The following is a 24,739-nucleotide window of genomic DNA, read 5'->3' on the forward strand; positions in this document are numbered from 1 at the left end:
GGTGCCGAGTGGTGGGGCGAAGACCTTTTGCTTACTTTTGGGTCTTTCCAAAAGTGAGCCGCTGTAAGAGCGGAACCATAAGCAGCCGTTACCGCAGCAACGGATATACACACCCACAACCCACCAGCGCGCCTAACCCAAGCTCAACTCAGTAACAGCCCTGACCAACACACCGATATCCCCAGCCGACGTCACCAACCCCGGCGTCACCCGAATACAACTGCCAAACGCCGCCCCAACACGCGTAGTGGTAAACACATCGTAATCGCGCAGCAAGCAGTCAGCCATCGCCTGCTGATCCCGCCCAACAAACTTGAACGCCGTAATCCCGCAATACAACCGCGGATCATCCGGCGTCAGCACCTCAACCCCCGGTAACGGCCGCACCTGACTCACCCACAAATCCCGCAGGTAATTCACCCGCGCGCCCTTGGCCGCTGACCCCCCCAACGCGCGATGCTCTTCAAACACCAACGGCAACGTCATCAGCGCAGGAAAATTCGGCGTGCTGTACGACGTCCGCGCACGCACATCGCTGGCCGGGTAGTGAAACTCACCCATGTCCGGGTCGATATCCGCCAAGCGCTCCGTCGCTATATACAGAAAGCCCAACGTCAACGGCGCACCGATCCATTTGTGCAGATTAAAACCGGCAAACTGGATACCCAACTCGGGCAGGTTGAACTCGATCTGCCCCAACGCATGGGCCCCATCAAGGATCACATCCACCCCATGCTCCCGTGCTGCCCGGGCGATTGCCTCAACCGGCATCACCAGCCCGGTGCGATGGGTAACATGGGTCAGCGCCATCAATTTCAGGCGCGGATAGCGCACAAAAGCATCGCGATAAGCCTGCACCAGGCTGTCGAAACTGGCCGGGTGCACGTGGGACAGTTCAATCACCTCCACACCACGAACGCCCGCCAACCAGCGCATGGCGCCCTTGACCGTGTCGTACTCCAGGTCACTGATCAGCACCTGGTCGCCCGGTCGCAGGCCGTTGTAATTGCGGATCAACGACTGCAAGGCCTCGGTGGCATTGCGGGTGAAGGCCACCGAGTCAGGGTCCACGTCGATCAACTCGGCCAGTTGCCGACGGACCTCGACGTTCTCGCCCTGCTCGAAGCGCTGGCGCACGTAGACTGAATTACTGCGGTTGATAAACGCAACGTGCTCCAGGTACTGCGCCCTTACGTCGCGGCTCATGCGCCCGAAGTAGCCGTTTTCCAGATTGATCGGGCCGGGCTCGAGTTCATAGCGCTGGGCGATGGCTTGCCAATGACGTTCGTTGTTTGCATTCCGTAGCATGGCGCGGCTCTTGTTTAGTGGCGAGGGGCAGGTTTGCCGTGTTTGGCGCGCAGGGGTTCCAGCAGTTCGGACAGGCCATTGCTGTCGATTTCCTGCATCAATGCCAGCAAGCCACCCAGTTCGCCGTGGGGGAAACCTTCGCGGGCGAACCAGTTCAGGTAGGGGCCAGGCAGGTCGGCGATGATCCGGCCTTTGTATTTGCCAAAGGGCATTTCGCGGGTAATCAGCAGTTCGAGTTTTTCGGGGTTCATGGGCTTCAAGCAGTTAAGTCTAAGCCTTCGAAAATACAGGCATTCTGCATGAAGGCCAAATGACAGATCATGCAAATTACGTAGATACAGATGGTTCAATAATTCTTAAGTTGTTGAAAATAAACGATAAATAAATTTTTAAAAACCTGGCACGGGCGCTGCAATCATTAAGTCAACCTTCTAACCCGCATAAGGAAATTGAAAAATGACTGACATCAATAAAGAATCCATCTCCGTGCTGAACGACCTGATCGAGACCAGCATTGACGGTCAGAAAGGCTTCAAAGAGTGCGCCGAAGATATCAAGAACGTTGAGCTCAAAGCACTGTTCGCCAAACGTTCCGCTGACTGCGCAACCGCTGCCGCTGAACTGAAAACCGCCGTGCGTGCCCTGGGTGGCGATCCGGAAGATTCCGGCAGCGTCGCCGGTGCTCTGCACCGTGGTTGGGTCGACGTGAAGTCGATGGTTACCGGTAAAGACGAAGAAGCCGTCCTGAACGAAGCCGAGCGCGGTGAAGACCACGCACTGAAGGCTTACAAAGAAGCGATCGAGAAGATCAACAAGCACAACCTGCTGGGCATTCGTGACCTGGTTGAGCGTCAGTTCCACGGCGTACAACGCAACCACGACCAGGTTAAAGCCCTGCGTAACCAGGCTCGCGCTCAGTCTTGAGCCGTAGCTGAATAGAAAAAGCCCCGCAGATGCGGGGCTTTTTTTTGCAACCGGTAATCAGCCGATGCTGATCGGTGGCAACTCGGTCAACGTCACAACCTGCTGTTTGCGCGGTGCCAGAATTTCCGCTTCGCCGTCTACGACCAACTCATCACGCTGGTTGAACACGCGGGTGGCAATGCGCACGCGAAACTTCGGCAGTTTCTCGAGGATTTCCAGACGTACCGTCAGGGTGTCGCCAATTTTTACCGGCTTCTGAAAGCTCATCTGCTGACCGATGTAGATGGTGCCCGGCCCGGGCAACTCGCAGGCTACCGCCGCGCTGATCAACGCGCCGCTGAACATGCCGTGGGCGATACGCTCTCTGAAAATGGTCGCCTTGGCGTACTCGGCATCCAGGTGCACCGGGTTGTGATCGCCGGACATGGCGGCGAATAGCTGGATGTCACGCTCTTCGACGGTTTTGCTGAAGCTTGCGGTTTGGCCGACTTCGAGGGCTTCGTACGGGGTGTTGGTAACCTGAGTCATCTAAAGGTGCATCCTGTGGCTAAACGGTAATGTAATAATCTGATTTTAAACGAATTAGTTATTCGCAGTGGGCCGGCCTGCGCAGCGTCAGAGCCTGGTCGAGCCACGTCAGCACATCCGCAGTAACGGCATCGCGGTTGGTTTCGTTGAACAGTTCGTGTCGCGCCTGCGGGTAAAGGTTCAACTGCACGTGTTGGCAGCCAGCGCCACGCAGCGCGTGGGTCAGGCTGTTGAGACGCTTGCCCTCACTCACCGGATCACATTCGCCGCCGATCACCAGGATCGGCAGGCCCGGATCAATCTGGGCGAGATTGGACGCTTTGCTGATTTGCTGCAAGCCGCCGAGCAGGTCGACCCACAGCTGGTTGGTGCAGCGAAAGCCGCAGAGCGGGTCGTTGATGTAGTTATCGACTTCGGCAGGGTCGCGGCTGAGCCAGTCAAACGCTGTGCGGTTGGGTTTGAACGCCTTGTTGAATGAGCCGAACGACAGAAAGTCGATCAACGCACTGCGCCCGCGCATACCCTGGCGCGCCCGTTCAAGGCGCGCAATCACCCGCGCCGCACGGTACAGCGCCACCGGTTGGAAATTCGAACCGCTGAGAATCGCGCCATTCAAGCTCGCGCTGTGGTGCAACAGGTAGGCCTGGGCAATATAGCTGCCCATGCTGTGGCCGAGCAGGATGATCGGCAGCCCGGGCTGTTGATGCGCGATGTGTTGGTTAAGGCTGGCCAGGTCGCCGACCACTTTGCTCCAGCCATCCTTTTCGGCATACAGCCCCAGGGTACCTTCGTCGGCGGTGCGGCCATGGCCCCGCTGGTCCAGCGCGTACACACCGAACCCTGCGCCACACAACGCTGCAGCCAGGCGCCCGTAGCGGCCGCTGTGCTCGGCCATGCCATGGGACAGCATGATCATCGCCCTGGCCGGGCCTTGCGGCAGCCATTGATTGACGTACAGGCGGCTGCGGTCATTCGCGGTCAGCCAGAAGGTGCTGTGGTTCATGGCGCTTCCTTTGCTCGGGGTCGTTGCAGTGTATGCGCATCGGCCAGGGGCTGGGGTATCTGCCTACACGTTGGGAGCAAGATTCATACAATAAATGACACAGTCGAGTGTATTTGCCTGTTTGGTTATAGCTGCTAACGTCCTCGAAGCTCCGCTTTTTATCGCTACAGAAAAGCGGCCGGACACACTCAGGTAAGAGGACAAGAATAATGCAACCTGATTTCTGGAATGACAAACGCGCCCCTGGCGTTCCCAGCGACATCGACCTGAGCACTTACACGTCGGTGATCGAAGTTTTCGAGCGTTCCTGCAAGGCCTTTGCCGACCGTCCGGCGTTCAGCAACATGGGCATCACCCTGACTTACGCCGAGCTTGAGCGCCAGAGTGCGGCGTTCGCCGGCTACCTGCAAAACCACACCGACCTCAAGCCGGGCGAGCGCATCGCGGTACAGATGCCCAACGTGCTGCATTACCCGATTGCCGTGTTTGGCGCATTGCGCGCCGGGCTGATCGTGGTCAATACCAACCCGCTCTACACCCCGCGTGAAATGCGGCACCAGTTCAAGGACGCCGGCGTGCGGGCGCTGGTCTACCTCAACCTGTTCGGTTCACGGGTGCAGGAAGTATGCGCCGACACCGAGATCGACTACCTGATCGAAGCCAAAATGGGCGACTTGATGCCCGCCGCCAAAGGCTGGCTGATCAATACCGTGGTCGACAAGGTCAAGAAAATGGTCCCGGCCTACAGCCTGCCACGCGCCTTGTCGTTCAAGCGCGCTTTGCGCATGGGCGCAGGCCTCGGGCTGACCCGGCATCCTGTAACACTGGACGACATCGCCGTGCTGCAATACACCGGCGGCACTACCGGCTTGGCCAAGGGCGCGATGCTGACCCACGGCAACCTCGTGGCCAATATGCAGCAGGCGCGGGCGTGCATGTCCCAGGTCGGCGATGACGGCCAGCCGCTGATGAAGGAAGGGCAGGAGGTGATGATTGCGCCGCTGCCGCTGTACCACATCTACGCCTTCACAGCGAACTGCATGTGCATGATGGTGAGCGGCAACCACAACGTGCTGATCACCAACCCGCGCGACATCGGCGGCTTTATCAAGGAGCTGAAAAAGTGGCGGTTCTCTGCCCTGCTTGGGCTGAACACGCTGTTTGTGGCGCTGATGGATCATCCACAGTTTAAGACCCTGGATTTCTCCCACCTCAAGATCACCAACTCCGGCGGCACCGCGTTGGTCAAGGCCACCGCCGAGCGCTGGAAGACGCTGACCGGTTGCTCCATCGGCGAAGGTTACGGCCTGACGGAAACGTCACCGGTGGCGAGTACCAACCCGTATGGCAGCAAATCGCGTTTGGGCACGGTGGGCATTCCGGTACCGGGTACGGCGATGAAAGTCATTGATGACGAAGGGCGCGAGTTGCCGTTGGGCGAGCGGGGCGAGCTGTGCATCAAGGGCCCGCAAGTGATGAAGGGCTACTGGCAGCAACCGGTTGCCACCGCCGAAACCCTCGACGCCGAGGGCTGGCTCAAGACCGGTGACATCGCGGTGATCGACACCGACGGCTTCGTGAGCATCGTCGACCGCAAGAAAGACCTGATCATCGTCTCGGGTTTCAACGTGTACCCCAACGAGATCGAGGAGGTGGTGATGGCGCACCCGGCCGTGGCCAACTGCGCCGTGATCGGCGTGCCGGATGACCGCACGGGGGAGGCGGTGAAGCTGTTCGTGGTGGCGCGCGCCCAGGGCGTGAGCCTTGAAGAGTTGAAGGCGTACTGCAAGACCAACTTCACCGGGTACAAAGTGCCCAAGCATATTGTGTTGCGGGACTCGTTGCCGATGACGCCGGTAGGCAAGATTTTGCGCAGGGAATTGCGCGACATCGCCTGACATAAAACGCCGTTAAAAATGTGGGAGCTGGCTTGCCTGCGATAGCTATCTTTCAGTCACCGGATGTATCGACTGATAGACCGCCATCGCAGGCAAGCCAGCTCCCACATTGTTGTTAATCGCCCTGTAAGTCCCATTCCAGAGCCTTTTGCTGGGTGAATTTACTGCTATTTAAAGTGTGACCAAATATTGTAGGACAGTCATGTTTATGACTGTAGAGCCCTCTTTTGGCTCTAGGCGGCCCTTGGCAAAGCTGCTACTCTCGGCGCGCTTTGTGACGTCTCGGCCTGCTTGAAAGCGCCAGATTCACCTAAAAAAACATACACCAATAATAATCGCATCAAATGCGATGATGAATTCGCGTCGCTGAGGAGTGGGCTTCCATGAACGAAGACTTTTGGAAGGATAAGTACCCCGCCGGGATTGCTGCAAACATCAATCCAGACGAGTATCCAAATATTCAGGCGGTACTGAAACAGTCCTGCCAGCGCTTCGCCGACAAACCGGCTTTCAGCAACCTGGGCAAAACGATCACCTACGGTGAATTGTACGAATTGTCCGGTGCCTTCGCCGCGTACCTGCAACAGCACACCGACTTGAAGCCAGGCGATCGAATCGCCGTGCAACTGCCCAACGTCCTGCAATACCCGGTCGCTGTGTTCGGTGCTATCCGAGCCGGCCTGATCGTGGTCAACACCAACCCGCTGTACACCGCGCGGGAAATGGAACACCAATTCAACGACTCCGGCGCCAAAGCCCTTGTGTGCCTGGCCAACATGGCGCATCTGGCGGAAAAGGTCGTGCCCAAGACCGCCGTCAAGCACGTGATCATCACCGAAGTCGCCGACCTGTTGCCGCCGCTCAAGCGCTTGCTGATCAACAGCGTCATCAAGTACGTGAAAAAAATGGTCCCGGCGTACCACTTGCCCAACGCCATCAAGTTCAACGACGTGCTGGCCAAGGGTCACGGCCAGCCGGTCAACGATGCCAGCCCGGCCAGCGGCGATGTCGCCGTGTTGCAATACACCGGCGGTACCACGGGCGTTGCCAAGGGCGCGATGCTCACCCACCGTAACCTCGTCGCCAACATGCTGCAGTGCAAGGCGCTGATGGGCTCCAACCTCAACGAAGGCTGCGAGATCCTGATCACGCCGCTGCCGCTGTATCACATCTATGCGTTCACCTTTCATTGCATGGCGATGATGCTGATCGGCAACCACAACATCCTGATCAGCAACCCGCGCGACCTGCCGGCGATGGTCAAGGAACTGTCGAAGTGGAAGTTCAGCGGTTTTGTCGGCCTCAACACGTTGTTCGTGGCGCTGTGCAATAACGAAGGCTTCCGCAAGCTGGACTTCTCCGCGCTCAAAGTCACCCTCTCGGGCGGCATGGCCCTGCAACTGGCGGCCGCTGAACGCTGGAAAGACGTAACGGGCTGTGGCATCTGCGAAGGCTATGGCATGACCGAAACCAGCCCGGTGGCCAGCGTCAACCCGATCCAGCACACCCAGATCGGCACCATCGGTATCCCGGTGCCCTCGACCCTGTGCAAAGTCATCGCGGATGACGGCACCGAGCTGCCGCTGGGCGAAGTCGGTGAACTGTGCATCAAGGGCCCGCAAGTCATGAAGGGCTACTGGCAGCGCGAAGACGCCACCGCCGAGATGCTCGACAGCGACGGCTGGCTGAAGACCGGCGACATCGCGATCATCCAGCCGGACGGCTACATGCGTATCGTGGATCGCAAGAAAGACATGATTCTGGTCTCCGGTTTCAACGTCTACCCCAACGAACTCGAAGACGTGCTGGCGACCCTGCCGGGCGTGTTGCAGTGTGCAGCCATCGGCGTGCCGGACGAAAAGTCCGGGGAACACATCAAGATTTTCATCGTGGTCAAGCCAGGCGCCACCCTCACCAAAAACCAGGTGATGGAACACATGCGCGCCAACGTCACCGGCTACAAGGTGGCCAAGGCCGTGGAGTTCCGCGATGCATTGCCGACCACCAACGTGGGCAAGATCCTGCGCCGTGAATTGCGGGATGAAGAGTTGAAGAAGCTCGGTCTTAAAAAGTAAACCGAAAAAAACCCCGCGAATGCGGGGTTTTTTACGACTTGCTGATTAGCCGATTTGAAATGCAGTCCCATGTGGGAGCGGGCTTGCTCGCGAATGCGGTGGGTCAGATAAAGATTTACTGGCTGAACCACCGCGTTCGCGAGCAATCTCGCTCCCACAGGTTTAACCGAATTGTTACAGGGCGAACTGCGCGAAACTCACACCCGCACCCGCCGGGCGCACATCCTTCAGGAACGAATCCTTGTCTGCACTCAGCTCCAGGGTGATTTCCGGGCTGCGCTTGCCCGCGTTGCGCACCACCAAGCCTTCAAGCTTTTCGCGCATAAACGCCGTTGGCACCTTCAGGTGCAGCAACTGGTCGGTCTCGGCGTTGTGCATCAACAAGTGAAGCCACTCGTACTGGCCCACCGAAATACGGCCCACCGGCAGGTCGAACCACCAGATGTTGCGTTTGCGGTCCAGGTCCGTGAAGTGGCAGTTGTTCATGCCGAGTACGGCACCGCCCAGTTCCAGGTTTCTGCGGGCGATAGCCTGTGCTTTATTGAGTTTCATAACCTTCCTACGGGATCTGTTATTCAGCGTTATAGCCTGAATGTGCCGCGCATTCTCGTGGGTTGGCCGCAAAACATAAAGCCAAACCTGTTCATGGCGATGAAATGCTCGCTGAAAATAATTGAAACTCTGCGCAAATGCCTTGGGTCAATCGTTACGTAATGACCAAAAACCATCGATTGTTCCAGGAGAAATACCATGAGCAGCACATCGGATAAGGCAAAAGGTTTGAAGGACGAGCTGGTCGGCAACATTAAGCAAGGCGTTGGTAAAGTCACCGGCAACGACAAACTGCGCGCAGAAGGCGTAGTGCAGGAAAAGAAAGGCGAAGTCGAAAAAGCGGTGGGTGACACCAAGGACGCGGTAAAAAAAGCGACCAAGTAACCCTGATTCGCTGGCTGGTTTCAGCAGCCAAACGGCCATCCACGGATGGCCGTTTTTGTGTCACCTGATGCGGTTAAAGTTCGAAATTGTTTCAAGGTCGCCAAATAGGCTACCTTGATGTAGAAAACGGCCCCTGAGTCGCCCACAAACTCTACCTTTTGCGGCGAAAGGAGACGCTATGATTTTTCCGGTTTTACAAGGCCTCAAGCTCCATAAAGTGCTGGTGCGCACCGTCACCGAGTTTCTCGATGACGAGATGCCCACGTACGCTTCGGCGCTGGCCTACCAAATGCTGTTCTCGCTGTTTCCCTTCCTGCTGTTCCTGATTGCGTTGATCGGTTTCCTGCACCTGCCGGACTTTTTCAGCTGGTTGCGTCTGCAGTCGGAACTGGTATTGCCGCCCCAGGCGCTGGAGCAGGTCAACCCGGTGATCGACCAGCTACAGCAATCCAAGGGTGGCTTGCTCTCGGTGGGTATCGTGATCGCGCTGTGGACTGCGTCCGCGGGTGTGCGGTTGATGATGAGCGCGATGAACGCCGCCTACGACGTGGTTGAAGGCCGACCGATCTGGAAGCGTTTCCCGCTGTCGGTGTTCTACACCATCGGCATCGCCGGCATGCTGCTCGCCGCTGCTGCGCTGATGGTACTCGGCCCGCAGGTCATGGAATGGCTGGCCGGGCAGATTGGTATGCAGGAATTCGTGGTCACCCTGTGGACCATCGTGCGCTGGCCGCTGATCGTGATTTTGCTGATGTTCGCCGTGGCCCTCATGTATTACGTGATGCCCGACGTCGAGCAGAAATTTCGCTTCATCACCCCAGGCTCGGTACTGGCCGTGGTGGTGTGGATCGTCGCCTCCCTGGGCTTCGGTTATTACGTCAAAACCTTTGCCGATTACAACGCCATGTATGGCAGTATCGGCGCGATCATCGTCCTGCTCCTGTACTTCTATATTTCTGCCGCCGTGTTGCTGCTGGGGGCTGAGATGAACGCGGTGATCGAACACATGTCGGCCGAAGGCAAGGACCCTGGTGAAAAGGAGTTCGATGAGCACGCCGGCACAGATGAAAAACAGCACGTCTCCGGCCTAGGCCGTGACCACTCCAAGCCCACCACTGACGAAGCCTGATCGATGATCCGTGAAATCCTGAAAATGGGCGATGAGCGCCTGCTGCGAATTGCACCGCCGGTTCCGCCGGAAATGTTCGACAGCCCCGAGCTGTGGCAATTGATTGATGACATGTTCCAGACCATGGAACACGTGGGCGGCGTAGGCTTGGCCGCACCGCAGATTGGCGTTGACCTGCAACTGGTGATTTTTGGTTTTGAGGCCAGCGAGCGCTACCCGGATGCGCCGCCGGTGCCGCAGACCATCCTGATCAACCCGCTGATTACGCCGCTGAGCCCAGTGATGGAAGAGGGTTATGAAGGTTGCCTGTCCGTGCCCGGCTTGCGCGGGGCGGTGGACCGGTATCAGGAAATTCGCTACGAAGGGTTTGATCCCAAAGGCGAGCCGATCACGCGGATTGCCGAGGGTTTTCATGCGCGGGTGGTGCAGCATGAGTGTGATCACCTGATTGGTCGGTTGTACCCGTCGCGGATCACCGACTTCAGCAAGTTCGGGTATATCGAAGTGATGTTCCCGGAAATGGATCCCGCGGCGGACGAGTAACCCTCTGACACACCCAAAACAACTGTGGGAGCTGGCTTGCCAGCTCCCACAGTTGTTTTGGGTTGAATCGGCTTATTTGGCAGGTTTAACGAACCGCAACGTCATCCGGTCCGACTCCCCAATCGCCAGGTACCTGGCCTTATCCTGCTCCCCAAGCTTGAGCGACGGCGGCAACGTCCACACCCCTCCCGGGTAATCCTTGGTGTCCTTCGGGTTTGCATTCACCTCACTCTGCCCGGCCAGTTTGAACCCGGCATCCGTCGCGAGCTTCACCACTTGCGCGGTGGTCAGGTAACCGCTGTTCTTGATCGCCGCCAGATCCGCCCCATCCTTGGCTCGGTGATCTTCCACGCCCAGCACGCCACCGGGTTTGAGCACCGTGTAAAACGCGCTGAACGTGGCCGGTGCGGTGCCGGCGTCCACCCAGTTATGCACATTGCGAAAGGTCAGTACGGCGTCCACCGAATCGGGTTTGCCGAACACCGGGGCCTTGGGGTCAAACTCGACCACCTCGGCTTTGCCATAACGCACTGGGTCGGCGGCGAATTTCTTTTTCAGGTTGGCTTCGGAGGTCGCCGCGTAAGCGCTGCTGCTGGCGGCTTGTACGGCGGCAATGTAGTGCCCGTGATCCTTGAGCAACGGCGCCAGCACTTCGCTGTACCAACCGCCGCCGGGTGTTATTTCAAGAACGCGCTGCCGGGCGCCCAGGCCAAAGAATTCCAGAGTCTGCTGCGGGTGGCGATAGCCGTCGCGGGCGCTGTTGGCCGGGTCGCGCCAACTGCCGGCGAGCACGCTGGCATATTGCTGCGCGCTGATCGGGGCGTCGGCTGCCTGGCTCAAGGCCGGGAAGAGGAGGGCGGTGAGGGACAGCGCTGCAAGTGTGCTTTTCATGATCGTCCTGGAAGGGGCCACGGTGCGATTGAGGCTAGCACGTGCCCTGCGCGGGCTGATCACACATTATCCACAGTCGACCTCACCAAACGGTCTAAGCCCATCGCGATCATCGGCTTGTTGCGCTTGTAGCGCACCAGCCGCTCGCTCAGCGATTGTGGCAACAGCGTGTCTTGCGTGAACCCCATGCGTTGATACAACGCTTCCAGGTCGGGATGGCACAGCAACCATACCGTCCCTTCGCACGACGCCACGGCCTGAAGAATCAAGCGCGCCGCCAACCCCTGGCCGCGATACGCCGGGGCCACGAACACCCCGGTCAACCACTGCCCGCCCACCACGGGCGTCAGGCACAACCCGGCCACAATCTCACTCTCCCGAGCTACCCACAAACGCCCGCCCTTGAGCGCTTTCATCGACGAATGGTGGTGGCGATAAAACTTGTTCAGCAGCGGCCACAACGGCTCTGCCAGCAGTTCAATATTCAGCTCGGGCATGAGGTTCAGCAAACGTAATCGAGGGCCGCGGATTATAAGCGCCTTCTGGCGGGCAATAGGTGGTATACCCAGTGCTACATCCCCTTTCAGTGGAGCACGCATCATGGCCAAAGGTATGGATTCAAAGAAAGCCGCGAAGAAAAAACCGGCAAAGACCGCCGATGAAAAACGCGCCGACAAGAAAACCAAAAAGTCCGAGACCGGCCTTTTCGGTCACTGAGTTAGACGCTTAGAACCCGCCCTTTCAGGGTTTTACCAGCCCGTTAAGGGCGAACACTGTCCCTGTGGCGAGCGGGCTTGCCCCGCGTTGGGCTGCGCAGCGGCCCTAGAAAGGAAAAATGCGGTGAGTCAGATACTCCTCGGCCGCTGGTTTTGGGGCCGCTGCGCAGCCCAACGCGGGCGGTGCGACGATTCGACAAGCCCGCTCGCCACAGGCACAGTATTCGCCGGTATCAGCCAGATATAGCCGGCCGAAAATCTCGGCCTGCGCGAGGTCCTCCCCGGCATGCTTTAAGTTATATAAAAATGCCTTTTAAATATTATTAAAGAATAAACGGTCTTGCTAGGATCGCCCCCACCGGAACACCGGACATAACGCGCAGCCTACTCAGAGGGAGCCACCATGTCCGGCGCCGACATTTCTCACCACGGTTACGTGGGCGGATTATTCCGCAGTCATTACGACTGGCTGTGCAGCCGTCTGCACCGCCACGTTGATTCCCGTGCGCACGCCGAAGACATCGCCGCCGCCACCTTCGCCCAGTTGCTGAACTCGCCGAGTCTGACGCCCATCCGCCAGCCCCGCGCCTTGCTCAACACCACCCTCGCGCAGATGGGCGAGAAGCGTGAGCCGCCGCGCCAAGTCGCTGGGCGCTGGCGGACGTGGCGGCCAGCGTCGAGGCAGGCCTGTAACCGATGAACGATCAGAGGTGGTAGATATGCTTAAGTTTTTCAGCACGATCCTGGCTTCAATGGTGTTTTCTGGCCTGGCATCAGCGGCTGACCCCGGCACATTGCGCATCGGCTACCAGAAAAGCTCGGTGAGCATGGTGCTCGCCCGTGAGCACAAACTCTTTGAAGAGGCACTGCCCGGCACTCAAGTGCAGTGGGTCGAATTCCTCGGCGGGCCGCCGCTGATCGAAGCGCTGAACGGCGGCAGCCTGGACATCGGCAATATCGGCGACATTCCGCCGATCTTCGCCCAGGCCGCCGGCATTGATTTGCAGTACTTCGCTGTGGAGCCCAACGACGGCAAGACCGAAGCGGTACTGGTGCCAAAAGCCAGCACGATCCAGAGCGTGGCCGAACTCAAGGGCAAACGCGTGGCACTGCTCAAAGGCTCCAGCGCGCACAACCTGTTCCTCAAGAGCCTGCTGCGCGCCGGTTTGCAGTGGAAGGACGTGAACGTGGTGTACCTGTCGCCGTCCGACGGGCGTGCCGCGTTTGAGCAGGGCAAAGTCGATGCTTGGGTGGTGTGGGACCCGTACTACTCGGCCGCCGTGGTTGACGGGGCTGCCCGTGTGTTGGGAGACGGCCAGGGCCTCAACCCGGCCGGCAGTTTCTTCGTGGTCAACAGCCCGTTTGCCAAACAGCACCCCCAGGCCATCGCCACCATTATCAAGACCCTGGCCAAGGCCCAGCGCCTGTCCCTCGACCAGCCGGAGCAGAGCATCGCCTTGATGGCCAAGACCCTCGGCCTGCAACCTGCGGTGGTGAAAAGCTACTTCGAACACCGCTCGCCCGCGCCGATCCGCCCTCTGGAAGCCGTGGATGTGGCCAACCAGCAGCGCACGGCCGACCTGTTTTTCGCCAACGGCCTGATCCCGAAGAAGGTCGATGTGCAGCAGATAGTGTTCAAGGGCCCGTGAGTGTATGTGGCGAGCGGGCTTCTTGAGGATGAACTGACGTGTTGTGGATGAGCTGGCTTGTTGAGATGAACGGGCTTGTTGTGGCGAGCGGGCTTGTCGTGGCGAGCGGGCTTGCCCCGCGTTGGGCTGCGAAGCAGCCCTAAAACCATTCACCTAGGTACATCTGGAAAAGCAGGGTGGTCTTGAATGGGGCTGCTTCGCAGCCCAACGCGGGGCAAGCCCGCTCGCCACGACAAGCCCGCCGCCTAAGTGAATTGCAGGTCAGCCGGCCTCGGCGGCCAGTGCAGCGGCTACAGCTGACCGTTCCCCCACTCTTTGCTGAAACGCCGCCAACGCCGGCCATTCTCCCAGGTCAATCGCGTGAAACGCCGCCCAGCGCAGCACCACGAACAAATACGCATCAGCCACCGAATACTGCTCACCCAACAAATAATCCTGCTTCTCGAGCGTGCGCACCAGAATCGCAAAACGCTTGAATAACGTGGCCAGGAACATCGCCCGCACGTCACCCTGAATCGCGTCATTAAAGAAAACCGCCAACCCGCCATGAATTTCACTGGCGATAAAATTCAACCACTCCTGCAACCGCACACGCTCCCAGCTGCCATTCACCGGCGCCAACCCTGCTTGCGGCTTCAAATCGGCCAGGTATTGCAAGATCGCACTCGCCTCCGTCAGTACCTGACCGTTATCCAGCTGCAGCGCCGCCACGTAACCCTTGGGGTTGATCTGCAGGAAATCCTGGCCATCGGCGGTGGTTTTCGCCTGGTTATCCACCTGCACCAGCTCAAATGGCACGCCCAGTTCCCGCAACGCGATATGCGGGGCGAGGGAACAGGCGTGTGGGGAGAAATACAGTTTCATCTAGGGCTACTCGGTAGGATTTGCGCCAGTCTCACGGCCATGGCACCGTGCGTAAAATTAAACCTTCAGACCCTATCCATAAGGACAGCTACTGCCATGATGAACCTGATGCACTGGCGCCTGCTGGTGGCCGTGGCCGATCACGGCAGCATTACCGCCGCCGCCGAGCGGGTGGGCATGACCCAGTCCGCTGCCAGTCAGGCCATGGCGTCCATGGAAGCCACGCTGGGTGCGCAACTGTTTACCCGCGAACCGCGCAAGACGTTGCCCACTGCGCTGGGGCTAAGCGTGATCGAGCAGGCGCGGGTGATGATGGCGGCGCTACAGAGCATTCGCGCCACCGTGGATGAAGCGCGGCCCTTGCTGCGTGGGAGCATTCGCATCGCCAGTTTCCCCATGGTGTTGGCGACGTTTCTGACGCCGCTGTTGCAGCGCTTCCGTCAGTTGAATCCGGGTATCGAGGTCACCACCCTGGACGTCACCGACAGCGAAGTGCACACCTTGCTCGACGCCGAGCTGATCGACCTCGGCGTGGTCCTTAACCCCAAGCCCGAGCGCAACGCTACGGTGTTGGGCCGTGACTTCTGGATGGCGGTGCTGCCCGTCAGCCATCCTCTCGCACAGCGCCCGTTTGATGCGACGGTGACGCTGGCCGAGCTGCTGGAACAACCCTTCGTCCTCGCCACCGGCGGCTGCACCGCCAACGCGCGCAGCCTGGGAGCGGCGGCAGGGCTGACGCTGCGCGATGTCCGCGTGGAAGTGCGCGAATGGAACAGCGCCTACAGCCTGGTGCGCGAAGGCGTCGGCGTTACATTGGTGCCGGAAATGGCCTTGCCAGCCCAGCGCAATGGCCTGCGCGTCATGCCGCTGACGGTGCCGTTGCACCGCGAGTTTGCTTTGGTCGGCTCACCCAGCCGTGCGCCATCTGCGGCGGTCAATGCATTGCTAAAAATGCTGGCTGACTAGTGGCCTTGCATAGCGCCAAGCCCTGTCTATGCTCACCCAGAACCGATGATTACGTTTGGCGTATAAAAGCGTTTCGGATGGTTATTTCCCCATGAAGGTTTGCCAGCACTAACCAACAATTGAATGGAATGCGCCTTTCGGGCGCCGGGAATCAAGGGTGATCTGACCATGTTTAACCGCCAGCGCAAATTCGACCTGCAAGAAATCCAGCGTTTCTCCTGCGCCCTTACCGAAGCCAATGCCAAAATCGCCGCCATCGGCCGTTCCATGGCAATGATCGAGTTCGACCGCAACGGTGTGATCCTCGATGCCAACGACAATTTCTGCAACGCCATGGGTTACAACGTCGAGGAAATTCGCGGCCAGCATCATCGAATCTTTTGTGACGAGGCCTACACCCAAACCGAGGCCTATACCACGCTGTGGCGCGACCTGGCGCGGGGCGAGTCGCTCAGTGGCACCTTCACGCGCCTGAACAAACGCGGCGAAGAAGTGTGGCTTGAAGCCAGCTATATGCCAGTGCTGGACAGCAACCATCAGGTGCAAAGTGTGATCAAAGTGGCGTCGGATATTTCCGCGCGCGTGCACCACGAACATGAAAACCAGAGCCTGATCGACGCCATTAGCCGCTCCATGGCGGTGATCGAGTTCAGCCCGCAAGGCCAAATCCTCAACGGCAACGACAATTTCCTGCGCACCGTGCAGTACTCTCGCGAAGAAATCATCGGCCAGCACCACAGCCTGTTCTGCCCCCGCGCCGAGGTTGAGTCACCGGCGTACAAGGAGTTTTGGGCCTCGCTGAATCGCGGCGAATACCACTCACACCGGTTTGAACGCAAGAATAAGTACGGCAAAACCCTGTTTCTGGAAGCGTCCTACAACCCGATCTTCGACGCCAACGGGCGTCTGTACAAAGTCGTGAAATTCGCCAGTGACATCACCGACCAAGTCACCACCCTGCGCACTGCCGCCGACTCGGCCCACGCCACCTCGGTACAAAACGACGCTTGCGCGCGCAAGGGCTCGGAGGTTGTGCAGCAAACCGTGCAGATCATCGAAGAAATTTCCCACGACCTGAACGAGGCTGCGCAGAGCATCGATGCGGTGAGCAAGCAGTCGGACATCATTGGCTCTATGGTGCAGACCATCCGCAGCATTGCCGAGCAAACCAACATGCTCGCGCTCAATGCGGCCATCGAAGCCGCGCGGGCCGGTGAACACGGGCGCGGGTTTGCGGTGGTGGCCGATGAGGTGCGCAGCCTGGCGGCGCGTACCAGCCAGGCCACGGTGGAGATTGTCGACGTGGTGCGCAGGAACCACGACCTGTCGGTGAGTGCGGTGTCGAGCATGCAGTCGAGCCTGACCCGCACGGGGCTGGGGGTGGAGTTGGCGAACGAGGCGGGGCAGGTGATCCTGGAGATTCAGCAAGGGTCACGGCATGTGGTGGATGCGATCAGTCAGTTCAACTCCACCCTGCAACTGCAGTAAACACACGCTTAATGTGAAACCTGCCTCTGTGGGAGCTGGCTTGTGTGGGAGCTGGCTTGCCTGCGATGCAGGCACCTCGGTGTATCAGGTAAACCGAGTTGATCCTATCGCAGGCAAGCCAGCTCCCACACAAGCCAGCGTTCACATTGGTTCAGTGGTGTCTGTTAGATCGCCGCCAGGGTTTCTTTCACCGACTGCGCAGGGTCAGTGGCTTTTGCCGCTACCTGCTGCTGGGCCTGCTGCTTCACCCGATCAGCCACTTCCTTGGAAATAGCGTCCTGCTTATCCTGCGGCATCGCCTGCACTTGCGCTTCGGTCAAACCCTGCTCCTTGAGCAATTGCTCGCGGATGCGTTCGGCCGGGGATTTATTCATGAACTCAGTGAACTCAGCGCGCGCGGTGCCGCTGGTGGAATCGGTGGCCGGTAAACCCGTGGTCGGCGCGGTGGCCGTTGTGCTCGCTTGCAACTGCACGCGGGTCTTGGCGAAGGCTTCGTCGACGCGGTCGTTGGCCTTGTTCAGGTCGGTCTGTGCAGTCGGCACGGTGACGCTTTGCTGCGCAGCTTGCGCGGCGCCGCTGTAGAGCGCGCTGGCGGCGGCGTTGGCCGGGTCCATGTCGGAGCGCTTGAGCTGTTGGATCGTCGCCTGGGCCTGGGGATTGTTGTTAACCAGCATGATCATTCACCTGCGGATAGGTTCGGTCCCACAGGTGGAGCAATTAGCATGCCGAAGGTGATGCCCCCGGTTTTATTGGGGATGGCGCCGCCGCCGCGGCAACAGTTGTCCCGCCAGCGGCGAACCGTTGCCGTCAGTCGGCGATGTTTTCCAGCGCCAGGTTACGCGTGCGCGGCCCGAACCAACTGATGGTAATCATCACGATCAACATGCTGCTGGCGATAAACGCCAACACCCCCGGCGTGCCCAGGTGTTCGAGGATAAAACCGATCAACAGGCTGCTGAACACCGTGGACAAACGGCTGAACGAATAGCAAAACCCCACCGCCCGCGCGCGGATGTTGGTGGGGAACAGTTCGCTCTGGTAGGAGTGGTAACTGAAGCTCAGCCAGGCGTTGCAGAAGGTGATCATTACCCCGCAAATCACCAGCCCCACCGCCGTGGTTTGCAGAGCGAACAGGCTGCCGAAAATCATCGCGCCCATGGCCGAGCCGACGATCTGCCATTTGTTTTCGAAGCGGTTGGCCACCTTTACAAACAGCAACGGCCCCAGCGGGTAGGCGAGGGTGATAATGAAGGCGTAGAGCAAACTGTGGGTCACGCTGACGCCCTGGCCCGACAGCAACGCCGGCAGCCAATTGCCGAAGCCGAAAAAGCCGATGGCCTGGAACACATGAAACACGATCAGCATCAACGCGCGGCGACGGTAGGGCGGTTGCCAGATATCGGCAAAACGCCCGCTGCCTTGCACGCTGATGGCTTCCGGTTCCGGATCATCCAGCGGCTTGCCGTGATCCTTTTGGCAGCGTTCCTCAATCGTGTCCAGAATGTTGCCGGCCTCATCGAAGCGGCCTTTTTGTGCCAGCCAGCGCGGCGACTCCGGTAAGCGCTTGCGCAGTTGCCAGATAAACAGCGCAAACACCGCACTGCTCAACACCACCAGGCGCCAGCCGGAAATGCCGAACGGCGCCTGGGGCACCAGCCACCACGACATCAACGCCACCGCTGGCACCGACAGAAACTGGATAAAAAACGCAAAGGCAAACGCCGAACTGCGCATGCGCTTGGGCACCAGTTCCGAGAGGTAGGCGTCGATGGTCACCAGTTCGATGCCCAGCCCAATGCCCACCAGAAAGCGCATGCAGATGATGCCCAGCGCCGAGGTCTGAATGCCCATCAGCACCGTGGCTACCGTGTACCAGATCAACGCAAAGGTGAAGATCGCCCGGCGCCCGAAACGGTCGGCGATGGGGCTGAGCAGGCTGGCGCCGAGGAACAGGCCGAGGAAGGTCGCCGAGGCAAACGCCGCCTGGTCGGAGAAGCCGAACACGCCCTCGCTGCCGGTGTGGAAAATCCCGTCGCTGATTAAGCCTGGGCTGATGTAGGCGGTCTGGAACAGGTCATACAGCTCGAAAAAACCACCGATCGAGAGCAGCGCCACCAGGCGCCAGATCGTGGCGACGGCCGGCAGGCGGTCGATGCGTGCACTGATATGGGCGGCGCGAACCGGGTCGATGCCGTCGGTATTTGAGGCGGTAAGAGTCGACATGGGGCGAATTCCAGGGGCGGTGACCTGGGATCTTAGCGGGCTAACGGAAATCGGCGCTTGTGAAATTGCGTGCGGCCGGCCACACATTCGCCGATTTATTGCGCCAAAACCTCAGGTTCCAAGGTTTTATGGCGCAGGGTCTCAGTCGGTGACGGGAATGTCGAAGGTCTGGAAGGCGTCATCCACTGGCTGATAGCCCAGCACCCGCGTGGTTTCGCTGAGGTCCAGGCGCTTGAAACGATTATTGGAAATACCATGGGCGATCAAGTGTTTCACGCCCTCGGCCTCCACCGAACGTTGCAACAGCTGCACCGCGTCACGCGGGCTGAGCCAGGCGCTGAGGTCGCGCGCATTGTTGAGGTCGTGGGTTTCGGGGAATTCGAAGGCGCCGATGCGCAGGGCAATCGTCGACAGCGCGGTTTTCGCCGCGTAGTAACCACACAGTGCCTCGCCGTAGCATTTGCTTACGCCATACAGGTTGGCGGGCATTACCGGCATGCCGGGCGTGATCTGCCGGTCTACCGGGTAACCCTCGATGGTTTGCGCGCTGCTGGCGAACACCACGCGTTGCACGCCGGCGGCCACGGCGGCTTCGAACAGGTAGGTGGTGGCGAGAATGTTGTTCGGCAGCAGTTCGTCGAACGAGGCGCTGGCGTGGGGGATGCCCGACAGGTGCACGACCACGTCGATGCCTTCGAGCAAGGCGGCCAGCGCAGTTTTATCGCTGAGGTCGGCGCTGATGAAACGGTGCTCGCCGAGGGCGAAATCCGGTGCGATACGGTCGGTGAGGGTGAAGCGGTAGCGGTCTCTTGAGGCGTCGAAAAACGTCTTGCCGATTCTGCCGCAGGCGCCGGTGAGTAATACGTTGAGTCCTTTCACGGTGAAATCCTTGTTGTTAGTTATGGCCGTCGAGGGCGAATGTTTTAAAGCCGGGGCGCCCGCTGAGGCGCGCGTAATACGCCGCGATGGCGGGGTAGGGCGGGCGCTCCATGGGTGTGTTTTGCCAGCGGTGCACCGAGAGGCCAATGAGGATATCGGCCAGGGTGAACTCGTCGCCGGCAACATAGGCGCCGGTGTTCGCCAACTGCTGTTCCAACAGGCCCATTTTGTCGTTCCACTGCTTTACGGCGGCGGCAATCTGCGCCGCGTCGAGGCCGTTCGGATTGTTGCGCACCAGCGCGGTAAAGGCGTCGCCCCAGGCGCGATTGAGCTCGACGGCTTGCCAGTCCACCCATTGCTCGACCCGCGCGCGTGGCGCAGGTTCGGCGGGAAGCAGGTCGTAGCGCTGGTAAAGACCGACGAGGTAGCGGCAGATGGTGTTGGATTCCCACAGCACGCCGTGATCGTCGATCAACACCGGCACCTGAGCGTTGGGGTTCAGGGCCAGAAATTCAGGCGATTGAGTGGGCTTGAAGCCAATGCCCCAGTCTTCGCGGGTGTAGTCGATGCCCAGTTCCTGGCACGTCCACAAGACTTTTCGCACGTTGATGGAAGAAGTGCGACCCAAGATTTTCAGAGAATGTCCCATGGTGCTTTCCTTGCGGGGGAGAGCAGCCAATCTAACAGGGGCCGCCAGCCACGGCGATGCTTCCAAGCGGGCAGGGTCAAAAATGTGGGAGCTGGCTTGCCTGCGATGGCAGTGTGTCAGGCAATGAAGTGTTAGCTGGCTCACCGCCATCGCAGGCAAGCCAGCTCCCACCTGTTTAACCGAGCAGGGCTTTAGATTCGCGGTGTTTGCTGATCCATGGCCTGGCCGACCAGCAGTACGCTCAGCTCGCTTAATTGATGAATCGCCAAGGCGACATCGCGCTGTTTGCCTGTGAGGTCGTCGGACAGGTCAAGTAATAATGTGGTGACGGAAGATACCGCTTCGTAGCCGTTGATCAGCAGGGTTTCGGTAGGGGTATCGGGGATGACGGTGAAGAGCGTATTCGGGGGATTGACGCTTTGCATAGTTGAAGTACCTGACTTGTGCCTTCACCCTTTTCGCTACTAAACGATTGGGTGGCAGCTGCACGCAGGTTAGTAGACCGGTAATCCCACACAAACCCGGCGCGCCCGAAGGCGCCCTACGCACAGCCACCATGATGGCTTATGCATATAGTGTGGGGACATTCAGGCTACTAAACCCGATCACCGAGAAATTCGGCGACCGGCCAACCTTAGTGGCCCCCGACCCAAGCGCACAAGCCGGCCGATTCTGACGTAAGCGTAGGCAACGGGGCAAGGCGCTTACCCCAATGTCAGCCGGGTCCTACAGACGTCCTACAGTTCAAGCGCGCAGTGTCAAAAATGTGGGAGCAGGCAAGCCAGCTCCCACCTGTTTAACCGAGCAGGTCTTTAGAATCGCGGTGTTTGCGCTACGTGCTCTCGCGCACTTGCAACTCAAACCCCATATCCACCACCGGCTTGGCGATTTTGTTGCCGGCCATGATCGTCAACAAATGCTCCGCCGACCTGCGCCCGATCGCTTCACGCGGTGTGCTGATGCTGCTCAAGCGCGGCACCATAAAGGATGACGCCGGCAAGTCGTTAAACCCCAGCACCGCCACGCGTTCCGGCACGTTGATGCCATGGCGCAGCGCTTCCAGCAGCGCGCCATGGGCCAGGTCATCGTTACCAAAGAAGATGGCATCCACATCCGGATGCGCCGCCAGCAACTGCAAGAACAACTCGCCGCCCAAACCCACGGACGACGGGCGCGGCGTCAGCAATTCCAGCGCCGGGTCATACATGCCCGCCTGCTGCAATGCGCGGCGGAAACCCTCACCGCGCAGCAAGGTGCGCTGGTCCAGCTGCGCGCCGATATACGCCAGGCGCTTGCGCCCACGGGACAGCAAATGCGCTGCCGCCGTCTCCCCGGCGTTCAACTGCGAGAACCCTACGCAGTTCACTCCGGCATTCGGGTCTAGGTCCATCATGTACACGCAGGGAACATGGCTGGCCTCGACCATCCGTCGTGCGCTTTCGGTGCGGTCAAACCCGGTCAACAGCAAGCCGCGTGGCTGATAAGCCATGTAGTTGCGCAGCAGGTTTTCTTCTTCGTCGCGCGAATAATGGGAGTTGCCGATCAGCACTTCAAAGCCCTTGGGCCGCAGCACTTGGTGGATGGCTTCCAGCGTTTCGATAAACAACAGGTTGGACAGCGACGGCACGATCACCACCACTGAATGGCTCTGCGCCGACGCCAACGCGCGGGCGGCAGGGTTGACCACGTAGTTCAGTTCGGCAGCGGCCCGCTGCACTTTTTCCACCAGTTCGGTGGCTACGGTGTTGATGCCACGCAAGGCGCGGGAGGCGGTAATCGGGCTGACGCCGGCCAAGCGGGCAACTTCGTTAAGGGTCGGGCGACCCGTGGTGCGCAATTTTTTATCGTTCTTGGAGGTCATCAGGCGGCTTGCCAAACAAAAATCGAGGCACTAAGGTAGCGCTGTCTCCAAATGGCTGCAAATGCTTGAACGTTGGGTTGCCTGATCCCGTTCAAATGATTGGAGCGGATGCACGCGTCACTCCATAAAAATGACAAGACGGCGCGGGAAAAGCCTGTTTTTGCACTAGCCTTACAGCGTGCAAAGGTAGCGCTATCTGCGTCCTGAGGTGTTTCATGAGTCAACCTGTTACTGCCCTAGTCATCATGGGTGTTTCCGGCTGTGGCAAGTCCAGCGTCAGCGAAGCCCTGTGCCGCCTCAACGGCGCCACCGCCATTGAAGGCGACAGCTTTCACCCCGCCGCGAACATCGAAAAGATGAGCGCCGGCCACCCCCTTAACGACGACGACCGCGCCGGCTGGCTCGACATCCTCTGCGATGAACTGCGCCGTTCGCTAAAAGCCGGCGAACACCCGGTGCTCACCTGTTCCGCCCTGAAAAAGAAATACCGCGACCACCTGCGCGAAGCTGCGCCGGGCCTGGGTTTTGTGTTTCTGGAGCTGACCCGTGCCGTCGCCGCTGACCGTGTGTCCCATCGCCCCGGCCATTTCATGCCGGCAAGCCTGATCGACAGCCAGTTCGCCACCCTTGAATCGCCCGTGGGCGAGCCGCTGACCCTGGCTTTGAACGCCAGCGAAGACAGCGTTGAGGAGCTGGCCGAGCAAACCAATGCCTGGTGGCTGCAACACGGCTTTGAACCAACCCATTAATTTTTTGCCGGAAAAGATAGCGCTATCCCCGGCGAAAAATTCAACACCGGCTTTAATAACAACAACAAACAGGAGAGACCCCCCATGTTTGGCATGTCCCACGAGTCCTACCTGCTGCTAGACGCAGTGGTCACAATCATCGGGCTGATCTTTTTGATCACCAAGTTCAAGGTGCATCCGTTCATTGCACTGATCATCGCGGCCGGCTTTCTCGGCCTGACCTCGGGCATGCCCGTGGACAAGATCATCAAGGCGTTCCAGGACGGCTTCGGCGGAGTGCTCGGCTTTGTCGGCATCATCCTCGCGCTGGGCACGATGCTCGGCAAAATGATGGCTGAATCCGGCGGCGCCGATCAGATCGCCCAGACCCTGATCCGCGCCTTCGGCAAAGAGAAAGTCCAGTGGGCCATGATGTTCGCCGCGTTCCTGGTGGGCATTCCGCTGTTCTTCGAGATCGGCTTTGTGTTGCTGATTCCGCTGGTGTTTATCGTCGCGCGCCGCACCGGCGTGTCGCTGATCAAGATCGGTATCCCGTTGCTCGCCGGTCTTTCGGCAGTCCACGGCCTGGTGCCACCGCACCCGGGCCCGCTGCTGGCCATCGGCGTGTTTGGCGCGGACATCGGCAAGACCATTCTGTACGGCCTGATCGTTGCCCTGCCGACCGCCATCATTGCCGGCCCGATCTTCGGTACGTTTATCGCCAAGTACATCCCGGGCAACCCGTCCCAGGAACTGGTCGACCAACTGGCCCGCGAGACAGAAAACAAGAACCTGCCAAGCTTCAGCATCACCCTGATCACCGTGCTGTTGCCGGTGTTCCTGATGCTGCTCAAAACCTTCGCTGACGTCGCGCTGCCGGACGGCCACGCCATTCGCAACTGGATGGACATGATCGGCCACCCGATCACCGCACTGCTGCTGGCGTTGTTGCTGTCGCTGTACACCTTCGGCCATCGCCAGGGCATTCACTCCAAGCAAATCCTCAAGCTGCTCGACGCCAGCCTTGCGCCAACCGCCGCGATCATCCTGATCATCGGAGCCGGTGGTGGTTTCAAGCAGATGCTGGTAACCAGCGGCGTGGGTGACGTGATCGGCCATATGGCGGTGAACGCGCAAATCAACCCGATTTTGCTGGCGTGGCTGGTGGCGGCGGTGATTCGTGTGGCGACCGGTTCGGCCACCGTGGCGACCATTACCGGCGCGGGCATTGTGGTGCCGGTGGTGGGGATGATTCCGGGGGTTAACCGTGAACTGCTGGTGTTGGCGACGGGGGCGGGCTCGTTGGTGCTGTCTCACGTCAACGATGCGGGGTTCTGGCTGGTGAAGCAGTACTTCAACATGACCGTGGTCGAGACGTTCAAGACCTGGACGGCGATGGAGACCATTCTGTCGGTGGTGGCGCTGATCTTTATCATGTTGCTGTCGTTGGTGGTGTAAGCCACACCGCCTGAACTACTGTG

General features: G+C 59.4%; 24 protein-coding genes and 3 pseudogenes. 13 read left to right on the forward strand and 14 right to left on the reverse strand.

Translation table 11 applies throughout. From position 1 onward, the window contains the following. Positions 1-132: 132 nt before the first annotated feature. Both Q7C20_RS22140 and Q7C20_RS22145 read right to left on the reverse strand, forming a co-directional pair. Positions 133-1,308 (reverse strand): aminotransferase class V-fold PLP-dependent enzyme, encoded by a 1,176-nt coding sequence (locus Q7C20_RS22140; protein ID WP_375070226.1) that lies wholly within the window; start codon positions 1,306-1,308, stop codon positions 133-135. 14 nt (positions 1,309-1,322) lie between these two features. After that, positions 1,323-1,559: a DUF3820 family protein gene (locus Q7C20_RS22145; protein WP_010208204.1), complete on the reverse strand. Its 237-nt coding sequence runs from the start codon at positions 1,557-1,559 to the stop codon at positions 1,323-1,325. A 205-nt stretch (positions 1,560-1,764) separates the two neighbouring features. On the opposite strand from Q7C20_RS22145, the gene Q7C20_RS22150 reads away from it, so the two are divergent. Further along, complete coding sequence (locus Q7C20_RS22150; protein ID WP_375070228.1) at positions 1,765-2,232, forward strand: PA2169 family four-helix-bundle protein; 468 nt, start codon at positions 1,765-1,767, stop codon at positions 2,230-2,232. Positions 2,233-2,289: 57 nt separating this feature from the next. On the opposite strand, the gene Q7C20_RS22155 is transcribed toward Q7C20_RS22150, so the two are convergent. Together Q7C20_RS22155 and Q7C20_RS22160 are read right to left on the reverse strand one after the other, a co-directional pair. Next, complete coding sequence (locus Q7C20_RS22155) at positions 2,290-2,760, reverse strand: MaoC family dehydratase (protein ID WP_348057807.1); 471 nt, start codon at positions 2,758-2,760, stop codon at positions 2,290-2,292. A 58-nt stretch (positions 2,761-2,818) separates the two neighbouring features. Next, positions 2,819-3,763 carry an alpha/beta hydrolase gene (locus Q7C20_RS22160; protein ID WP_375070230.1) on the reverse strand — a complete coding sequence of 315 codons (945 nt, stop codon included), beginning with the start codon at positions 3,761-3,763 and terminating at the stop codon, positions 2,819-2,821. A 209-nt stretch (positions 3,764-3,972) separates the two neighbouring features. On the opposite strand from Q7C20_RS22160, the gene fadD2 reads away from it, so the two are divergent. Further along, entirely contained in the window at positions 3,973-5,661 is a 1,689-nt protein-coding gene (gene fadD2 / locus Q7C20_RS22165; RefSeq protein WP_375070232.1) for a long-chain-fatty-acid--CoA ligase FadD2, read from the forward strand. A 383-nt stretch (positions 5,662-6,044) separates the two neighbouring features. Then, positions 6,045-7,736 (forward strand): long-chain-fatty-acid--CoA ligase FadD1, encoded by a 1,692-nt coding sequence (fadD1, locus tag Q7C20_RS22170; protein WP_375070234.1) that lies wholly within the window; start codon positions 6,045-6,047, stop codon positions 7,734-7,736. Between the two features lie 174 nt (positions 7,737-7,910). On the opposite strand, the gene Q7C20_RS22175 is transcribed toward fadD1, so the two are convergent. Next, the gene (locus Q7C20_RS22175; RefSeq protein ID WP_348057815.1) at positions 7,911-8,288 is read right to left on the reverse strand and encodes a hypothetical protein; all 378 of its coding nucleotides are present in this window, start codon (positions 8,286-8,288) and stop codon (positions 7,911-7,913) included. 198 nt (positions 8,289-8,486) lie between these two features. On the opposite strand from Q7C20_RS22175, the gene Q7C20_RS22180 reads away from it, so the two are divergent. The 3 genes from Q7C20_RS22180 (at position 8,487) to def (ending at position 10,344) form a co-directional block, all read left to right on the forward strand. Further along, positions 8,487-8,672, forward strand: a complete 186-nt coding sequence (locus Q7C20_RS22180; protein ID WP_375070236.1) for a CsbD family protein — start codon at positions 8,487-8,489, stop codon at positions 8,670-8,672. A gap of 178 nt (positions 8,673-8,850) precedes the next feature. Further along, on the forward strand, positions 8,851-9,801 hold the full coding sequence (locus Q7C20_RS22185; protein WP_348057819.1) for a YihY/virulence factor BrkB family protein: 951 nt from the start codon (positions 8,851-8,853) through the stop codon (positions 9,799-9,801). 3 nt (positions 9,802-9,804) lie between these two features. After that, positions 9,805-10,344, forward strand: a complete 540-nt coding sequence (gene def, locus Q7C20_RS22190; RefSeq protein ID WP_348057821.1) for a peptide deformylase — start codon at positions 9,805-9,807, stop codon at positions 10,342-10,344. 72 nt (positions 10,345-10,416) lie between these two features. Here the strand turns inward: def and Q7C20_RS22195 are convergent, their stop codons facing one another. Both Q7C20_RS22195 and Q7C20_RS22200 read right to left on the reverse strand, forming a co-directional pair. After that, a complete protein-coding gene (locus Q7C20_RS22195; protein WP_375070239.1) occupies positions 10,417-11,235 on the reverse strand; it encodes a class I SAM-dependent methyltransferase in 819 nt (272 codons plus the stop codon). Between the two features lie 59 nt (positions 11,236-11,294). Continuing rightward, a complete protein-coding gene (locus Q7C20_RS22200) occupies positions 11,295-11,732 on the reverse strand; it encodes a GNAT family N-acetyltransferase (RefSeq protein ID WP_375070241.1) in 438 nt (145 codons plus the stop codon). 622 nt (positions 11,733-12,354) lie between these two features. Here Q7C20_RS22200 and Q7C20_RS22205 point away from each other — a divergent pair. After that, positions 12,355-12,564, forward strand: a pseudogene (locus Q7C20_RS22205) (RNA polymerase subunit sigma); the annotation flags it as partial. A 106-nt stretch (positions 12,565-12,670) separates the two neighbouring features. Next, positions 12,671-13,600, forward strand: coding sequence for an aliphatic sulfonate ABC transporter substrate-binding protein (locus Q7C20_RS22210; RefSeq protein ID WP_348057827.1), 930 nt, complete (start codon positions 12,671-12,673; stop codon positions 13,598-13,600). 261 nt (positions 13,601-13,861) lie between these two features. On the opposite strand, the gene gstA is transcribed toward Q7C20_RS22210, so the two are convergent. After that, positions 13,862-14,464, reverse strand: coding sequence for a glutathione transferase GstA (gene gstA / locus Q7C20_RS22215; protein ID WP_375070243.1), 603 nt, complete (start codon positions 14,462-14,464; stop codon positions 13,862-13,864). Between the two features lie 96 nt (positions 14,465-14,560). On the opposite strand from gstA, the gene Q7C20_RS22220 reads away from it, so the two are divergent. The 3 genes and pseudogenes from Q7C20_RS22220 to Q7C20_RS22230 form a co-directional block, all read left to right on the forward strand. Next, the gene (locus Q7C20_RS22220; protein WP_375070245.1) at positions 14,561-15,430 is read left to right on the forward strand and encodes a LysR family transcriptional regulator; all 870 of its coding nucleotides are present in this window, start codon (positions 14,561-14,563) and stop codon (positions 15,428-15,430) included. Positions 15,431-15,703: 273 nt separating this feature from the next. Next, positions 15,704-16,375, forward strand: a pseudogene (locus tag Q7C20_RS22225) (PAS domain-containing protein); the annotation flags it as partial. Between the two features lie 126 nt (positions 16,376-16,501). Beyond that, positions 16,502-16,918: pseudogene (locus Q7C20_RS22230) on the forward strand (methyl-accepting chemotaxis protein); the annotation flags it as partial. A 164-nt stretch (positions 16,919-17,082) separates the two neighbouring features. Here Q7C20_RS22230 and Q7C20_RS22235 read toward each other — a convergent pair. The 6 genes from Q7C20_RS22235 to Q7C20_RS22260 all read right to left on the reverse strand — a co-directional run bounded on the left by Q7C20_RS22235 (position 17,083) and on the right by Q7C20_RS22260 (position 22,533). After that, entirely contained in the window at positions 17,083-17,592 is a 510-nt protein-coding gene (locus Q7C20_RS22235; protein ID WP_375070247.1) for a hypothetical protein, read from the reverse strand. 133 nt (positions 17,593-17,725) lie between these two features. Next, positions 17,726-19,141 (reverse strand): MFS transporter, encoded by a 1,416-nt coding sequence (locus tag Q7C20_RS22240; RefSeq protein WP_375070249.1) that lies wholly within the window; start codon positions 19,139-19,141, stop codon positions 17,726-17,728. Positions 19,142-19,282: 141 nt separating this feature from the next. Next, positions 19,283-20,020 (reverse strand): NAD-dependent epimerase/dehydratase family protein, encoded by a 738-nt coding sequence (locus Q7C20_RS22245; protein WP_375070251.1) that lies wholly within the window; start codon positions 20,018-20,020, stop codon positions 19,283-19,285. A 16-nt stretch (positions 20,021-20,036) separates the two neighbouring features. Next, positions 20,037-20,669, reverse strand: a complete 633-nt coding sequence (locus Q7C20_RS22250) for a glutathione S-transferase family protein (RefSeq protein ID WP_375070252.1) — start codon at positions 20,667-20,669, stop codon at positions 20,037-20,039. 191 nt (positions 20,670-20,860) lie between these two features. Next, positions 20,861-21,094, reverse strand: coding sequence for a DUF6124 family protein (locus Q7C20_RS22255; RefSeq protein ID WP_375070254.1), 234 nt, complete (start codon positions 21,092-21,094; stop codon positions 20,861-20,863). Between the two features lie 407 nt (positions 21,095-21,501). After that, a complete protein-coding gene (locus tag Q7C20_RS22260; RefSeq protein WP_375070297.1) occupies positions 21,502-22,533 on the reverse strand; it encodes a LacI family DNA-binding transcriptional regulator in 1,032 nt (343 codons plus the stop codon). 212 nt (positions 22,534-22,745) lie between these two features. On the opposite strand from Q7C20_RS22260, the gene Q7C20_RS22265 reads away from it, so the two are divergent. Next, positions 22,746-23,279 carry a gluconokinase gene (locus Q7C20_RS22265; protein ID WP_176998014.1) on the forward strand — a complete coding sequence of 178 codons (534 nt, stop codon included), beginning with the start codon at positions 22,746-22,748 and terminating at the stop codon, positions 23,277-23,279. 84 nt (positions 23,280-23,363) lie between these two features. Then, the gene (locus Q7C20_RS22270) at positions 23,364-24,716 is read left to right on the forward strand and encodes a GntP family permease (protein WP_348057843.1); all 1,353 of its coding nucleotides are present in this window, start codon (positions 23,364-23,366) and stop codon (positions 24,714-24,716) included. Positions 24,717-24,739: the final 23 nt, after the last annotated feature.

Origin of the sequence: Pseudomonas sp. AMR01 (assembly GCF_041946035.1) — a bacterium.
Lineage (GTDB): Bacteria > Pseudomonadota > Gammaproteobacteria > Pseudomonadales > Pseudomonadaceae > Aquipseudomonas > Aquipseudomonas antarctica_B.

Coding starts and splice junctions, on each gene's coding strand:
- Q7C20_RS22140 (WP_375070226.1), bottom strand. CDS start 1,308: ATGCTACGGAATGCAAACAACGAACGTCATTGGCAAGCCATCGCCCAG.
- Q7C20_RS22145 (WP_010208204.1), bottom strand. CDS start 1,559: ATGAACCCCGAAAAACTCGAACTGCTGATTACCCGCGAAATGCCCTTT.
- Q7C20_RS22150 (WP_375070228.1), top strand. CDS start 1,765: ATGACTGACATCAATAAAGAATCCATCTCCGTGCTGAACGACCTGATC.
- Q7C20_RS22155 (WP_348057807.1), bottom strand. CDS start 2,760: ATGACTCAGGTTACCAACACCCCGTACGAAGCCCTCGAAGTCGGCCAA.
- Q7C20_RS22160 (WP_375070230.1), bottom strand. CDS start 3,763: ATGAACCACAGCACCTTCTGGCTGACCGCGAATGACCGCAGCCGCCTG.
- fadD2 (WP_375070232.1), top strand. CDS start 3,973: ATGCAACCTGATTTCTGGAATGACAAACGCGCCCCTGGCGTTCCCAGC.
- fadD1 (WP_375070234.1), top strand. CDS start 6,045: ATGAACGAAGACTTTTGGAAGGATAAGTACCCCGCCGGGATTGCTGCA.
- Q7C20_RS22175 (WP_348057815.1), bottom strand. CDS start 8,288: ATGAAACTCAATAAAGCACAGGCTATCGCCCGCAGAAACCTGGAACTG.
- Q7C20_RS22180 (WP_375070236.1), top strand. CDS start 8,487: ATGAGCAGCACATCGGATAAGGCAAAAGGTTTGAAGGACGAGCTGGTC.
- Q7C20_RS22185 (WP_348057819.1), top strand. CDS start 8,851: ATGATTTTTCCGGTTTTACAAGGCCTCAAGCTCCATAAAGTGCTGGTG.
- def (WP_348057821.1), top strand. CDS start 9,805: ATGATCCGTGAAATCCTGAAAATGGGCGATGAGCGCCTGCTGCGAATT.
- Q7C20_RS22195 (WP_375070239.1), bottom strand. CDS start 11,235: ATGAAAAGCACACTTGCAGCGCTGTCCCTCACCGCCCTCCTCTTCCCG.
- Q7C20_RS22200 (WP_375070241.1), bottom strand. CDS start 11,732: ATGCCCGAGCTGAATATTGAACTGCTGGCAGAGCCGTTGTGGCCGCTG.
- Q7C20_RS22210 (WP_348057827.1), top strand. CDS start 12,671: ATGCTTAAGTTTTTCAGCACGATCCTGGCTTCAATGGTGTTTTCTGGC.
- gstA (WP_375070243.1), bottom strand. CDS start 14,464: ATGAAACTGTATTTCTCCCCACACGCCTGTTCCCTCGCCCCGCATATC.
- Q7C20_RS22220 (WP_375070245.1), top strand. CDS start 14,561: ATGATGAACCTGATGCACTGGCGCCTGCTGGTGGCCGTGGCCGATCAC.
- Q7C20_RS22235 (WP_375070247.1), bottom strand. CDS start 17,592: ATGCTGGTTAACAACAATCCCCAGGCCCAGGCGACGATCCAACAGCTC.
- Q7C20_RS22240 (WP_375070249.1), bottom strand. CDS start 19,141: ATGTCGACTCTTACCGCCTCAAATACCGACGGCATCGACCCGGTTCGC.
- Q7C20_RS22250 (WP_375070252.1), bottom strand. CDS start 20,669: ATGGGACATTCTCTGAAAATCTTGGGTCGCACTTCTTCCATCAACGTG.
- Q7C20_RS22255 (WP_375070254.1), bottom strand. CDS start 21,094: ATGCAAAGCGTCAATCCCCCGAATACGCTCTTCACCGTCATCCCCGAT.
- Q7C20_RS22265 (WP_176998014.1), top strand. CDS start 22,746: ATGAGTCAACCTGTTACTGCCCTAGTCATCATGGGTGTTTCCGGCTGT.
- Q7C20_RS22270 (WP_348057843.1), top strand. CDS start 23,364: ATGTTTGGCATGTCCCACGAGTCCTACCTGCTGCTAGACGCAGTGGTC.